The 12,743-nt window shown below is 71.4% G+C and carries 13 protein-coding genes; 9 read left to right on the forward strand and 4 right to left on the reverse strand.

Going from position 1 to position 12,743, the window contains the following annotated elements:
* Positions 1-207: 207 nt before the first annotated feature.
* Complete coding sequence (locus ACIPV1_RS16740; RefSeq protein WP_131880907.1) at positions 208-1,200, forward strand: NAD-dependent epimerase/dehydratase family protein; 993 nt, start codon at positions 208-210, stop codon at positions 1,198-1,200.
* 119 nt (positions 1,201-1,319) lie between these two features.
* On the opposite strand, the gene rocD is transcribed toward ACIPV1_RS16740, so the two are convergent.
* On the reverse strand, positions 1,320-2,549 hold the full coding sequence (gene rocD, locus ACIPV1_RS16745) for an ornithine--oxo-acid transaminase (protein WP_402726858.1): 1,230 nt from the start codon (positions 2,547-2,549) through the stop codon (positions 1,320-1,322).
* A complete protein-coding gene (ddaH, locus tag ACIPV1_RS16750) occupies positions 2,549-3,451 on the reverse strand; it encodes a dimethylargininase (protein ID WP_123339207.1) in 903 nt (300 codons plus the stop codon). The genes rocD and ddaH overlap by 1 nt, the downstream gene beginning before the upstream one ends.
* A 246-nt stretch (positions 3,452-3,697) precedes the next feature.
* Here ddaH and ACIPV1_RS16755 point away from each other — a divergent pair, with 246 nt between their 5' ends.
* The 4 genes from ACIPV1_RS16755 to ACIPV1_RS16770 are packed head-to-tail and all read left to right on the forward strand — an operon-like array spanning position 3,698 to position 6,146.
* A complete protein-coding gene (locus ACIPV1_RS16755; protein ID WP_111083794.1) occupies positions 3,698-4,135 on the forward strand; it encodes an Lrp/AsnC family transcriptional regulator in 438 nt (145 codons plus the stop codon).
* 10 nt (positions 4,136-4,145) lie between these two features.
* Complete coding sequence (locus ACIPV1_RS16760) at positions 4,146-4,520, forward strand: hypothetical protein (RefSeq protein ID WP_402726859.1); 375 nt, start codon at positions 4,146-4,148, stop codon at positions 4,518-4,520.
* A gap of 22 nt (positions 4,521-4,542) precedes the next feature.
* Complete coding sequence (locus ACIPV1_RS16765; RefSeq protein ID WP_159572824.1) at positions 4,543-5,376, forward strand: nitroreductase family protein; 834 nt, start codon at positions 4,543-4,545, stop codon at positions 5,374-5,376.
* On the forward strand, positions 5,373-6,146 hold the full coding sequence (locus ACIPV1_RS16770; RefSeq protein ID WP_402726860.1) for a YqjF family protein: 774 nt from the start codon (positions 5,373-5,375) through the stop codon (positions 6,144-6,146). The genes ACIPV1_RS16765 and ACIPV1_RS16770 overlap by 4 nt, the downstream gene beginning before the upstream one ends.
* Here the strand turns inward: ACIPV1_RS16770 and ACIPV1_RS16775 are convergent.
* Positions 6,118-6,855, reverse strand: coding sequence for a hypothetical protein (locus ACIPV1_RS16775; RefSeq protein WP_402726861.1), 738 nt, complete (start codon positions 6,853-6,855; stop codon positions 6,118-6,120). The genes ACIPV1_RS16770 and ACIPV1_RS16775 overlap by 29 nt on opposite strands.
* Positions 6,856-6,946: 91 nt before the next feature.
* On the opposite strand from ACIPV1_RS16775, the gene ACIPV1_RS16780 reads away from it, so the two are divergent.
* Genes ACIPV1_RS16780 through ACIPV1_RS16795 form a run of 4 tightly spaced genes read left to right on the forward strand, consistent with a single transcriptional unit; the run spans position 6,947 to position 9,080 of the window.
* The gene (locus tag ACIPV1_RS16780; protein WP_402726862.1) at positions 6,947-7,942 is read left to right on the forward strand and encodes an SDR family oxidoreductase; all 996 of its coding nucleotides are present in this window, start codon (positions 6,947-6,949) and stop codon (positions 7,940-7,942) included.
* On the forward strand, positions 7,939-8,280 hold the full coding sequence (locus tag ACIPV1_RS16785) for a hypothetical protein (RefSeq protein WP_402726863.1): 342 nt from the start codon (positions 7,939-7,941) through the stop codon (positions 8,278-8,280). Before ACIPV1_RS16780 ends, ACIPV1_RS16785 begins: the two co-directional genes overlap by 4 nt.
* Positions 8,281-8,329: 49 nt before the next feature.
* Positions 8,330-8,872: a dihydrofolate reductase family protein gene (locus ACIPV1_RS16790; RefSeq protein WP_123294528.1), complete on the forward strand. Its 543-nt coding sequence runs from the start codon at positions 8,330-8,332 to the stop codon at positions 8,870-8,872.
* Positions 8,873-8,882: 10 nt separating this feature from the next.
* Positions 8,883-9,080, forward strand: a complete 198-nt coding sequence (locus ACIPV1_RS16795; RefSeq protein WP_123339214.1) for a hypothetical protein — start codon at positions 8,883-8,885, stop codon at positions 9,078-9,080.
* A 15-nt stretch (positions 9,081-9,095) separates the two neighbouring features.
* On the opposite strand, the gene ACIPV1_RS16800 is transcribed toward ACIPV1_RS16795, so the two are convergent.
* The gene (locus ACIPV1_RS16800; RefSeq protein WP_402726864.1) at positions 9,096-12,668 is read right to left on the reverse strand and encodes a proline dehydrogenase family protein; all 3,573 of its coding nucleotides are present in this window, start codon (positions 12,666-12,668) and stop codon (positions 9,096-9,098) included.
* Positions 12,669-12,743 lie beyond the last annotated feature (75 nt).

The raw sequence follows: 12,743 nt of genomic DNA on the forward strand, positions 1-12,743 counted from the left end.
ATGGACCTCGAAAAGATGATGGAAATTGTCACAGCTGAAGTAGTCAGGGCTACGGCCCATGGACTCATCGAGTTGCTCTTCCAAGTACCTCGCTGTAGGACACAGGCCACTCGGCTCCGCGCCGTTCTCCGCGCCCGCTCCGACAAGGAGGTGCAGGATCGGAGGGGTTCGGCGCAGGGCTGCGCCGCGGAGAGCTAGGGAGCATCCATGACCGGAGCGAGCGTGTTGTTCATCGGCGGGAGCGGCGTGATCAGCGCCTCCTGTGTGCGGGAGGCGACCGAACAGGGCCACGACGTCACGGTCCTGAACCGGGGGACCACCGGGGGCAGGCCGATCCCGGAGGGTGTGACGCGCCTCCAGGCCGATGTGTCGGACCGCAGCACCCTGGCGGACGCACTCGGCGACCGCCACTTCGACGTGGTCGTGAACTGGGTCGCCTTCACGGCAGACCAGGTGCAGGCCGACATCGACTTCTTCGCGGGACGGACGCGGCAGTACGTCTTCATCAGCTCGGCGTCGGCCTACCAGACGCCGGCGACGCACCTGCCGATCACGGAGTCGACGCCGCTGAAGAACCCGTACTGGCAGTACTCGCGCGACAAGATCGCGTGCGAGGAACTGCTGATGGAGGCGTACCGGGAGCAGGACTTCCCGGTGACGATCGTGCGGCCGTCGCACACCTACGACGAGACGAAGCTGCCGCTCACCGGTGGCTGGACTGCGGTGGCGCGGATGCGCGCCGGCAAGCCGATCATCATCACCGGTGACGGCACGTCGTTGTGGACCTTGACGCACAGCCGTGACTTCGCGGTCGGGTTCACCGGGCTGCTCGACAACGCGTCGGCGATCGGTGAGGCCTTCACGATCACGAGCGACGAGGCGCCGACGTGGAACGCCATCGCGCACGAGATCGCGGCGGCGGCGGGGGTGTCCGACCTGCAGGTCGTGCACGTGCCGGCGGACGCCATCAACGCCGTGGACCCGGAGTGGGGTGCGGCGCTGCTCGGCGACAAGGCGAACAGCTCGGTGTTCGACAACAGCAAGGTCCGGTCGCTCGTGCCGTGGTACCGGCCGCGGACGCCCTACCGGCAGGGTGTGCGCGAGGTCATCGCCTGGTTCGAGGCCAACCCCGACGCGCAGGTCGTCGACGAGCGGCTCGATGCGCTCATGGACGAGTTGGCGGCGCGCTGGGCGGTGTGAGCCGCACTTGGTGAGCAGAAATGGTCGGGTGCCGTGTGGCGACCCGACCATTTCTGCTCACGAAGCGAGCGCGCGGCGCCGAGCGCGCGGCGCCGCGCGCGTGGCGCCGCGCGCGCGGCTCAGGCGCGCGCGGCCAGGACCGACGCGAGCGTGCCGATCGCCGTGCGCAGCTCGTCGTCGGTGACGACCAGCGGCGGGGCGAAGCGGATCGTCGAACCGTGGGTGTCCTTCACGAGCAGCCCGCGGTCGGCGAGGTCCTTCGAGATCTCCTTGCCGGTGCCGAGCGCGGGGTCGATGTCGATGCCCGCCCAGAGTCCGGCGACGCGGTGGGACACGACCCCCTTGCCGAGCAGGTCGTCGAGCAGCCCGCGCAGCAACGGTTCGCCGTCGAGGGCGCGCTGCTGGAACGTGCCCTCGCCGAGCATCGCCACGACCTCGGCGCCGACGGCAGCGGCGAGCGGATTGCCGCCGAAGGTCGAACCGTGCTCGCCGGGACGCAGGACCCCCAGGACATTGCGCGAGCCCACCACTGCCGACACCGGCACGATGCCGCCGCCGAGGGCCTTGCCGAGCGTGATGAGGTCCGGGCGGACCCCGACGCGCTGCACGGCGAGCGTGTGGCCGGTGCGTCCGAGGCCGGACTGGATCTCGTCGGCGATGAACAGCGCACCGAACTCGTCGCAGACCTCCCGGACTTCAGGGAGGTACGACGCCGGCGGGATGACCACGCCGCCCTCGCCCTGGATGGGTTCGAGCAGCACGGCGACGACGGTCTCGTCCATCGCTGCGCGCAGGGCAGCGGCGTCGCCGTACGGCACCGTGCGGAAGCCGGGCGTGAACGGCCCGAAGTCATCACGGGCCGAGGGGTCGTCGGAGAACGAGATGATCGTGGTGGTGCGGCCGTGGAAGTTCCCGGACGCGACGATGATGGTCGCGCGGTCCGCTGGGACCCCCTTGACGCGGTAGCCCCAGGCGCGGGACACCTTGATCGCGGACTCGACGGCCTCGGCACCGGTGTTCATCGGCAGGACCATCTCGGTCTCCGTCAACGCCGCCAGTGCCGTGGCGAACGGCCCGAGCTGGTCGTTCACGAACGCGCGACTCGTGAGCGTCACCCGGTCGAGCTGCGCCCGGGCCGCGTCGAGCAGCCGCGGGTTGGCGTGGCCGAAGTTCACCGCCGAGTACGCGGCGAGGCCGTCCAGGTACTGCTTGCCGTCGACGTCGGTGACGGTCGCTCCGGCACCCGACGCGATGACGACGGGCAGCGGGCTGTAGTTGTGCGCGAGGGCGCGGTCCTCGACGGCGAGCGCCGCCGCGGTGTTGACCCCGAGCGACGCTGCCGCCGACATCAGCTGACCCCGAGCGAACGCGCGACCGAGGTGCCGGTGCCGACCGGGTGCAGGTCGAGCGTGCAGCACTTCACGCCGCCACCGCCGAGCAGCAGCTCGGACAGGTCAACGCCGATCGGGTTGTAGCCCTTCTCGCGCAGCTGTTCCGCGAACCGAACAGCCCGGGCGGCGATCACGACGTTGTACCCGTCGGAGTAGGAGTTCAGGCCGAGGATCGCGGCGTCCTCCTCCGTCGCGATGATCGCGTCGGGGAAACGCTCGCGCAGGATCGCCAGCGACGGCTCGTCGAAGGCGCTCTCCAGGTACGCGATGTTCGACCGGCCGGAAGCGTCGGGCTCCGGGTCGAGCACGGCGATGGCGGTGTCGAGGTGGTAGAAGCTCGGGTTGATGAGCTTCAGGGTGACGACCTCACGGCCGTAGATCGTCGCGAGCTCGTCGTGCGAGGTGCTGTCCGACCGGAAGCCGGTGCCGGCGAAGATCGTGTTGCCGATGAGCAGGAAGTCGCCCTCGCCCTCGTTGGTCTGCTCGGGCTCGGCGACGGTCAGGCCGGCCTGACGGAACCAGTCCATGTACGCGGGGCCCTCGGGCTGGCGCTCGGGGTACTGGAACTTCGCGCCGTAGGCGATGCCGTCGAGGACGAACCCGCCGTTGGCCGCGTAGACCATGTCCGGCAGGCCGTCGATGGGGTCGATGTACGAGATGTCGAAGCCGAGCTGCTCGTACACGTCGACGAGCGTCTGCCACTGGGCGACGGCCTTCGACGTGTCGGTCGGCTCCTCCGGGTGCATCCACGGGTTGATCCGGTAGCTCACCGTGTAGAAGTCCGGCTTGCACATCAGGATCGTCCGCTTGGTGGCGGTACGGGCCGGTGCATCGGTGGTCGAGGGTGCGGTGTTCGACATCAGTCCTCCTGAGAAGGGACCGGGGCCCGAGCCTGCCAGGAACCGAAACGGAACGAAGGAGAGGTGCTCCGGCGAGATGCAGGCTCACTCGCCGTAGCGGACCAGGTCGACGCCACGTCGATCCTGACACAGACCGTCCGGCAAGTGCAGTACCGGGAGCGAAGCGCCGTGGCACCCGTTCGGGTGACGCACGTTTCGTGCGTCCGAACCGCCGACCTCGCAAGAAGTCCGCGTACGATGGGTGCAATGGATTCGCTCGACCACCGCATCCTGGATCAACTCCGGGACAACGCCCGCGCCGGCTACGGCGACATCGGGTCGGTGGTCGGACTCTCGGCATCGGCCGTCAAGCGCCGCGTCGACCGACTCGTCGGCGATGGTGTCATCCAGGGCTTCACGATCAAGGTCGACCCCGCCGTCGAGGACCGCGGCACCGAGGCCTGGGTCGAGCTGTACTGCCGCGGCACCGTCTCCCCCGACGAGCTCCGTGCGCTGCTCGACACCGTGCCCGAGGTCATCGACGCCGGCACGGTCACGGGGAGCGCCGACGCCGTCGTGCACATGCGCTCGAAGGACCTGTCCGCGCTCGAGGAGGCGCTCGACAAGGTCCGCCTCGCACCGCAGGTGGACCACACGCGGTCCGCGATCGTGCTCTCCAAGCTGGTCAGTCGCGACACCGCGTAACGTCCCACGCATGGGACGGAAGGCGGTCTGGAGGCGCGGCTCGGCGCCCACGGGATCGCGCCCGGCCCGGCAGCTGGTCACCGCTGCGGGCCTCGCCTACGTCGCGAACTGCCTCTGGGGCACGGCCGTCGCCGTCCGGTTGATCCGGACGAAGAAGCTCCGCGTCGTGCACCACGGTCTGTTCGTCGTGACGGCGACGCTCACCGGAGCCGCCGCGACGACGCCCTTGTGGACCCGTGACCGTTCGGCGCTGTTCCTGCTGCCCGCACTCGTCCCGCTCGCGCTCGCGCCCCGCACGAGCCCGCGCTCCGGAGCACACTGGAAGATCGCGGTGGCCGCTGCGCCGTCCTACCTGGGGGCGCTGTTGGTGCGGCGTCGACCGTGACGACGAGACACGAGGGGAAGCAGTGGAGCTCTTCGAGGCCATCCGACGCCGACGGACCACGAACGGGGCGTTCCTGCCCGACCCGGTGTCCGAGGAGCACCAACGGCTGCTCATGGAACTCGCCGGCCGGGCCCCGTCCCAGCTGAACAGCCAACCGTGGCGGTTCGTGCTGGTCGAGGAGCGCGACACGATCGACCGGGTCGCCGCGATCAGCGGCAGCTCGATGACCCGCACCATGGCCGAGGGGACGTTCTTCGAGCGGTACAAGCCGTACTTCCGGTTCTCGAAGGCCGAGATGGACGAGCGGCGCGACGGCATGCTGTTCGACAAGCTGCCCGGACCGCTTCGGCCCTTCACGAAGCAGGTGTTCACGAAGCGCGGGCAGCTGCTCATGAACACCCTCCGTGTGCCGCAGAGCCTGGGTGAGGAGAACCGGAAGCTCGTCGCCGGGTCGCCGCTGCTGCTCGGCGTGATGCTCGATCGCCACGAGTACCGGGAGCAGGAGCTGTCCGGCTTCTACTCGGTGTTCAGCATGGGCGCGGCGATGGAGAACATCTGGCTCGCGACGACCGAGCTCGGGCTGGGGATCCAGTTCGTGTCCTTCCCGATGGAGACGCCAGGCGCCTGGGCGGAGATCGAGGGGCTGCTCCGGGTGCCCGAGTCGCTCGAGCTCATGGCCGTCTACCGGATCGGGTACCTGCCGCCCGAACGGCGCCGCCCCGCGATCGACTGGACGTCGAGCGAGCGGAAGCGGCCCTCGCAGTACGTGTTCCGCGGCACCTGCGACACCCCGCAGCAGGGGTGGGACGACGCACCCGTCGCAGGCCACATCGAACCGGAGGCGACCACATCGTGACCGACACCCGACCCACCCACGGCACCCCGGGCCTCCAGTCAGCCGCCCCCGGCCTGCCGGGCCGCCCCTGGATCTCGCAGGACTGGCTCGACGTCGTCTTCGTGCACTGGCGCGTCGACGTGTCGGCGGTGGCCCCGCTGCTGCCAGCCGGAACGCGACCCGACACGATGGCGCTCGACGGGACCGACGACGGGGTGACCACCTGGGTGGGCCTCATCGGGTTCCGGTTCGAGGACACCCGGTTCCCGCCCCTCGGGGCGCTGGGACGCACCGGCTCGATCGGCGACTTCGTCGAGGTGAACGTCCGCGTCTACACGGTCGACGAGTACGGCCAGCACGGTGTCGTGTTCCTGTCGCTCGACGCCGGCAAGCTGCTGCCGACCCTCGGCGCACGCGTGGCCACCGGGCTGCCCTACTGGTGGGCGGACGCCGAGTCGCGGAGCGGCGACGGCCGCGTCGGGTACGCGATGCGGCGGCACGGGACGCACCTGCGGTCGATGCTCGACGTCCGCGTGGGCGAGGTACTGGACGAGCCAGGGCCGCTCGAGACGTTCCTGACCGCGCGGTGGGGCATGCACGTGCACCGGGCTGGGCGGACCCGGTTCTGGCCGAACGAGCACGACGCGTGGCCGTTGCACCGGGCCTCGGTGGTGTCGCTGCGGGACGACCTGGTCGGCGCCGCCGGGCTGCCGTTCGGGTTGACGGAGCTCGAGCCGGACTCGGTGCTCTACTCGGCGGGGGTCACGACGCGGTTCGGTCGGGGGCGCTGAGCGGGTCGTCGGCCGGCGGCTCCGGGCCCGGTCGCTGTTCTGGTCCCGGTTCCGGTTCGCCGGCGTCCGCCACCGCTCCGTTCTGGTCGGGGTCGGCCGTCCCCGAGGCGGCTCGCCACTGCAGGACCGCAGTAACGACGGCGACCGGGACGATGACGATGCTCCACCCGATCCACCGCGATGAGTGTGCTTCGTCGACGCTCGGGACCGTCAACGCCACGACCGCGTACACAGCCGACACGATCGCGACGGCAGCCGACGCCGCCGAACGCCCCCACAGCTCGAACCGCGTCGGCTCCTCCCGCCGCAGCGTGTACACGCCCGTCGCGGCAGCCAGGTAGCCGATCAGGAGCGTCTGCGCGCCCACCGCGAGGGCGAACACCGCCAACGCGACTCCGGCGGCGCTCCAGACGACGACACGCGTGCGGTGCAAGCGCCAAGCCGTCGTGCAACTCGGGTACCAGTACGCCCGTCGTCCGGCGACCGCGAGCACGACCGCGCCGACCAGCCCGACGACACCGACGAGGATCGCGACGGGCAGGGCGGGACGCTGCAGCCAGATGCCGATCGCCACGACCGCCAGCGCCCCGACCGCCTGGGCCATCGGAGGACCCCACCACTGCTCGGGGAGGATCGGCGCCCGGCGGATCCAGCGCGGCTGCGGCTCCGCTTCCGGCTCGGGTTCCACCGGGTCGTCTCGCGTGTCCACGCGACCATCATGCTCGCCACCGTCCGCAGGCACGGGACGTCGGGGGACACCGGCTGAGTGGTGCATGGTCGGCCGCAGGTACAAGTGAGCCATGACTCGAGTGGCAGTGGTGACCGGTGGATCCGCAGGACTGGGGCGTGCGACCGTCCGGGAGCTCGCCGCGCGGGGGTGGGACGTCGCCGTCCTCGCCCGTGGACGGGACGGCGTCGACGCCGCGGTCGCCGAGGTCGAGGCCGCGGGGCGTCGCGGGCTGGCCCTGGTCGCCGACGTGTCCGACCGCAAGGCCGTCGAGGCCGCGGCCGACCGCGTCGAGCAGGAACTCGGGCCGATCGACCTGTGGGTGAACGGCGTGATGGTCGGGGTGTTCGGCAAGTTCCTGGACACCGCGCCCGAGGACTTCGAGCGGGCGCTGCACGTGACCTACCTCGGCTTCGTCAACGGGACCCGTGCCGCGCTCGCCCGGATGGTGCCCCGCGGCCAGGGGCACGTCGTCCAGGTCGGTTCGGCACTCGGCTTCCGGGGCATCCCGCTGCAGGCCGCGTACTGCGGCGCGAAGCACGCGATCGTCGGGTTCACCGAGTCCGTCGTCTCCGAGCTGCTCGAACAGGGCAGCAAGGTGAAGGTGTCGCGGGTCGACATGCCCGCTCTGAACACGATCCAGTTCGGGTGGGTGAAGTCGAAGCTGCCGCACCACCCGCAGCCGGTCGCCCCGATCTTCCAGCCCGAGGTCGGTGCCCGCGCGATCGCTGCCGTGGCCGAGCGGCCGCGCCGTCGCACCTGGGTCGGCGAGTCGACCGTCTACACGATCCTCGGCAACCGGATCAGCGGGCGTTTCGCCGACTGGTACGCCGCCAAGACGCTCGTCTCCGGGCAGCAGGCGCCTGACAAGGACGGGCAGGAGCTGCAGGACAACCTGTACGAGCCGGTGCCGGGCGACCACGGCGCGCACGGTGTGTTCGACGAGTCCGCGCACGCCTGGTCGCCGCAGACCTGGTGGGTGGAACACCGACGGATCGGCAACGGCATCATCGGGGCGGCACTCGGCGCGGCCGGGGCCGTCGCACTCGTGGCCGGACGACGACGATGAGCCGCCACGGATCGTCGGTGCGGGGTGCAGCCGTCGTCGAGCTGTCCCGGGCCGGACTCGGCCTGTGGCACCTGGGCCGAGCGGCTCGTGGTCGCGACCAGGCCGTGCTGCACGGTGTGCTCGGCGTCCGGCAGCTCGTGCAGGCCGCCCTCGTCGCACGCACGGGCACCGGGAACGCGCACACGCTCAGCGCCGCCGTCGACGCGGTGCACGGCGTGACGATGGTGCCGCTCGCCCTCGACCCACGACGCCGCGGGTTCGCCCTGCGGCAGGTGTGGATCGCCACGGTGCTCACCGTCGCCGAGGTCGCCGTCGTCGGTCGGGGCAGCCGGCGCTGACGGCGGGCGGCGCTGACGCCTGTCGGGGGTGCTCGGTAGCGTCCGGGGCATGGGTACCACCTACTCCGTCGCGTCCTCGCTGGACGGCTTCGTCGCTGCACCGGACGACGACCTCGACTGGCTGCTGCAGTTCGGCTTCGAGCCGTTCCAGGAGCACCACGACCGGTTCTTCGCCGGCATCGGCGCGATCGTCATGGGCTCGACCACGTACGAGTGGCTGCTCGAGCATGACGACACCTGGGCGTACCCGGACCTGGCGACGTGGGTGTTCACTACGCGTGACCTGCCGGTGCCGGACGGCGCCGACGTGCACTTCGTGTCGGGCGAGGTCGCGGACCACCAGGCCGACCTCGAACGGGCCGCCGGCGAGCGCGACGTCTGGGTCGTCGGCGGCGGACTGCTCGCGGCGCAGTACCAGCAAGCAGGGCTGCTCGACGAGCTCCGCGTCACCGTGATGCCGGTGGCGCTCGGCGCCGGTGCGCCGCTGCTGCCGGTCGCGGCACCGACCCCGGTGTTCGAGCTGGTCGGGACGACGCCGTTCACCGGCGGTGCCGTCGAGCTGCACTACCGGTCCGCAGCCACCCCGGCGTAGCGTCCGAGCCATGAGCGACAACGAGCAGACCGAGCCCGTCATGGACGGCGCCAACGAGGCCACGAACCACGAGAAGCTGCACGGCCTGATCGAACAGGTCGACCACGACCACCACGGCGAGGGCGCCGGAGCGATGGCCGACCACCTGCGTGACCGGATGGACGAGACCGGCGTCGAGGACGAAGAAGCAGGCGACACCGAGGACTGACCCGAGCCGGGGACGTCAGACGCGCAGGTCAGCGAAGTCCGCGTCGACGTCCCCGAACCGGTGCGCGGTGATCGAGACCGACTGTTCACGGATGAACGGGAGCATCTCGATCAACCCGGCCTCGACCACCGGCGCGTCGTGGATCGCGACGTCGATGCTCGCCCCGAGGGCTTCCTCGAGCGCCAGGGCATCGCCACCGATGAGCCGGATCCGTGCCCCGGGGCCGCCGAACGCCGTGTGCACGGGTCGGTCCTGCCCCTGCGCGAGCATGTCCCCGAGTGCGTCGACGGGTTCGTCGTCCTCACCACTCGTCCAGTTCGCCTGGAACACGGCGCCGGACGACGCGCGGGCGTGGAAGTCCTGGTCGGACTCGACCAGGTGGTCGACGACGTCCAGCGGCGACCGACTCGAGGCCAGCAGCTGGCTGAGTGGACCGGGCAACGGGCGGGCGGTGCTGAGCAGGACGTGGGCGCGTGCAGCCGTGGCAGCGACGAGCGCGCGGACCAGGTCACCCGCCGAGGCGTCCTCGGCCTGCCGCACGATGACGGACTGCGGTCGGTGGCGCAGCACGTTCCGCTGCACCACGAGCCCCGACAGGTCGTGCGACCCGCCGTACAGCTCCTCGCGCGCACGGACGTCGCTCAGCGCACCGGCCCGCACCTGGTCGAACTCCTCGAACGACAAGCCGCTGCGTGCGGCCTCGATCACCGAGGTCACGCGCGGCGGGAGACCGTGCAGCTGGATGCTCTTGTGCACCGTGCGCGGCACCGGTTCCCACCGGCCGAGCGTCGCGACGTACATCGGTCCGCCCGCCTTCGTGCCGGTGCCCACCGACGACCGCTTCCAGCCGCCGAACGGCTGCCGACCGACGACCGCACCGGTGATGCCGCGGTTGACGTACAGGTTGCCGGCGCGCACGCTCGCCAGCCAGTCCGCCACCTCGTCGGCGTCGAGCGAGTGGATCCCCGCCGTCAAGCCGTAGTCCGTGCCGTTCTGGATCGCGATCGCCTGCTCGAGCGTCTCGGCGCGCATGATCCCGAGCACCGGGCCGAAGTACTCGGTCTGGTGGAAGTCGCTGCCCGGGCGGACGCCGTCGCGGATGCCGGGTGACCAGAGCCGCCCGGAGTCGTCGAGGGCCGTCGGCTGCACGAGCCAGGACTCTCCCGGCCCGAGCTCGGTGAGCCCTTGCCGCAGCTTGCCCTCGGGCTCGGCGATGACCGGGCCGACCTGGGCGGTGGGGTCGTCGGGCCAGGCGACCCGGAGCGTGCGCGTGGCGTCGACGAGCTGCCGACGGAAGCGTTCGCTCTCGCCGACCGTGCCGACCAGGACGACCAAGGACGCCGCCGAGCACTTCTGACCGGCGTGGCCGAAGGCGGACTGCACGATGTCCTGCACCGCGAGGTCGATGTCGGCGCTCGGCGTGACGACGATCGCGTTCTTGCCGCTCGTCTCGGCGCTCAGTGGCAGACCCGCACGCCACCAGCGGAACGATCGCGCGGTGTCGGCCGAGCCGGTCAGGATGATGCGGTCGACGGCGGGGTGCCCGACCAGGTCACGGCCGAGTTCGTCCTCGGCCAGGTCGACGAGCTGCAGCAACGAGTGCGGCACCCCGGCGTCCCAGAGCACGTCGGCCAGCAGCGCACCGCTGCGCTTCGCCTCGGGCGCCGGCTTGAGCACGACTCCGCTGCCCGCGGCGAGCGCCGCCAGCACCCCACCGGCGGGGATCGCGACGGGGAAGTTCCACGGCGGCACGACGACCGTCAGGCGTGGCGGGACGTAGCGGGCACCCTCGATGTCGCCGAGGCGGCGGGCGCGCTCGGCGTAGTAGTGGGCGGCGTCGACGGCTTCGGTGACCTCGGTGTCGGCCTCGGAGAACGTCTTCCCGGTCTCCGCCGCCATCACCTCGATCAGGTCGGCGCGGCGGGTCTCGAGCTCGTGCCCGATCAGGTCGAGGAGCTCAGCACGGTCGGAGGGGTCCTGCCGCCCCCAGTTGACGCCGGCCTGCGCGGTGCGGGCCACGATCCGTTCGAGCTTGGAGCGGTCGGCCACCTTGGCCCCGCGGATCGTCTGCGCGCCGAGCTGCGAGCGCGGCACCCGGCGCAGGACGTCGAGCGCCCACGCACGGTTGGCGGGGACGGCGGGGTCGGTGTCCGGGGCGTTCCGGAACGCGTCGCGCAGGACGGGCTCGCCGAGCGCCCGGCGGCGGTCCTGGGTGCGGTGCGTCGCGTGCACCGGCTCGTCGAGCGCCGCGACCGACGCCAGGTACCGGCCGTGCTCGCGGTCGAACACGCTGGCGTCGTGGTCGATGTCGGACGCCGCGGCGATGAAGTTCTCGGGGCTCGCGCTCTCCTGCAGGCGGCGGGCGAGGTACGCGATCGCGGAGTCGAACTCGTCCGGCTGGACGACGGGTGTGTAGAGCAGGATCTGTCCGACGTCGGCGCGGACGGCGTCGGCGTGCGTCGATGCCATGCCGAGCAGCATCTCGACGTCGATCGCGTCGGTCACCCCGCGGCGCTGGGCGAGGACCCACGCGGTCGCCAGGTCGAACAGGTTGTGCCCGGCGACCCCGATGCGCACAGCGTCGGTGCGCTCCGGAGTCAACGCGGCGTCGAGCAGCCGCAGGTAGGCGGAGTCGGTCTCGCGCTTGCTGCCCCAGGTCGCGAGCGGCCAGTCGTGCACGATCGCGTCGACGTGCTCCATCGCCAGGTTCGCGCCCTTGACGAGCCGCACCTTGATCGGAGCGCCACCCCGGGCCCGGCGTTCCTGCGCCCACGTCGTCAGGGACTCGAGCGCCCCGGCGGCATCGGGCAGGTAGGCCTGCAGCACGATGCCGGCCTGCAGCCCCGCGAACTCGTCACGGTCGAGCAGGGTCCGGAACACCGCGAGGGTGACGTCGAGGTCGCGGTACTCCTCCATGTCCAGGTTGATGAACTTCGCCGGGCCGCCGGACGCCAGCGGAGCGGCCGCGAGCCGGTACAACGGCACGAGCCGGTCGACGACCCGCTCGACCGTCTGGTCGAACGCCCACATCGACATCTGCGGCACGACCGAGCTGACCTTGATCGACACGTAGTCGACGTCGTCGCGGGCGAGCAGGTCCATCGTCCCCTGCAGCCGGCGGTCGCTCTCGGCGCTGCCGAGCACGGCTTCGCCGAGCAGGTTCACGTTGAGCCGGGTGCCCGGGCCACCGACCTTGGCGAGCGCCGGACCGAGCTTCGCCGTGCTCGCGTCGATCACCAGGTGGCCGGTCATCCGGCGCAGGATCCGCCGTGCGGTGGGGATGACCGCCCACGGCGCCATCGTCGCGAACCCGCCGCCGAGCGTCACCGCGCCGCGCAGGTACCAGGCGAGGAAGTCGGGGACGTCGCGGCTGACCTGTTCGAGGTTGCGGGCCGCGACCCGGGGGTCTTCGGGGCGGATGACCTTGTCGACGAAGCTGCGCGTGAAGTCGAGGCCACGCTCGTCGCGCAGGGCCTCGGCGAGACGGGCGGCACCGGCGTCCGGCTTCGCCCCGGCGGACGCCGCCAGCCACTTGCGGACCAGCGCAACGGCGTCGTCGGTGCAGTCCTGGAGGCGGGCGCTCGGCATGCTCCGATCGTATGCCGCACCTCCGACCTCACCTTGGAGCGCGCCGCACGTCGGCTCGGAACCGTCCTGGGGGAT

The organism is Curtobacterium sp. NPDC089991, from assembly GCF_044748425.1.
Classification (GTDB): Bacteria; Actinomycetota; Actinomycetes; order Actinomycetales; family Microbacteriaceae; genus Curtobacterium.

What these genes read in the sequence shown, in the direction of transcription:
- ACIPV1_RS16740 (WP_131880907.1), top strand. Translation starts at nt 208, where the DNA reads ATGACCGGAGCGAGCGTGTTGTTCATCGGCGGGAGCGGCGTGATCAGC.
- rocD (WP_402726858.1), bottom strand. Translation starts at nt 2,549, where the DNA reads ATGTCGGCGGCAGCGTCGCTCGGGGTCAACACCGCGGCGGCGCTCGCC.
- ACIPV1_RS16760 (WP_402726859.1), top strand. Translation starts at nt 4,146, where the DNA reads ATGGGACGGAAGGCGGTCTGGAGGCGCGGCTCGGCGCCCACGGGATCG.
- ACIPV1_RS16790 (WP_123294528.1), top strand. Translation starts at nt 8,330, where the DNA reads ATGGGTACCACCTACTCCGTCGCGTCCTCGCTGGACGGCTTCGTCGCT.
- ACIPV1_RS16755 (WP_111083794.1), top strand. Translation starts at nt 3,698, where the DNA reads ATGGATTCGCTCGACCACCGCATCCTGGATCAACTCCGGGACAACGCC.
- ACIPV1_RS16785 (WP_402726863.1), top strand. Translation starts at nt 7,939, where the DNA reads ATGAGCCGCCACGGATCGTCGGTGCGGGGTGCAGCCGTCGTCGAGCTG.
- ACIPV1_RS16800 (WP_402726864.1), bottom strand. Translation starts at nt 12,668, where the DNA reads ATGCCGAGCGCCCGCCTCCAGGACTGCACCGACGACGCCGTTGCGCTG.
- ddaH (WP_123339207.1), bottom strand. Translation starts at nt 3,451, where the DNA reads ATGTCGAACACCGCACCCTCGACCACCGATGCACCGGCCCGTACCGCC.
- ACIPV1_RS16795 (WP_123339214.1), top strand. Translation starts at nt 8,883, where the DNA reads ATGAGCGACAACGAGCAGACCGAGCCCGTCATGGACGGCGCCAACGAG.
- ACIPV1_RS16780 (WP_402726862.1), top strand. Translation starts at nt 6,947, where the DNA reads ATGACTCGAGTGGCAGTGGTGACCGGTGGATCCGCAGGACTGGGGCGT.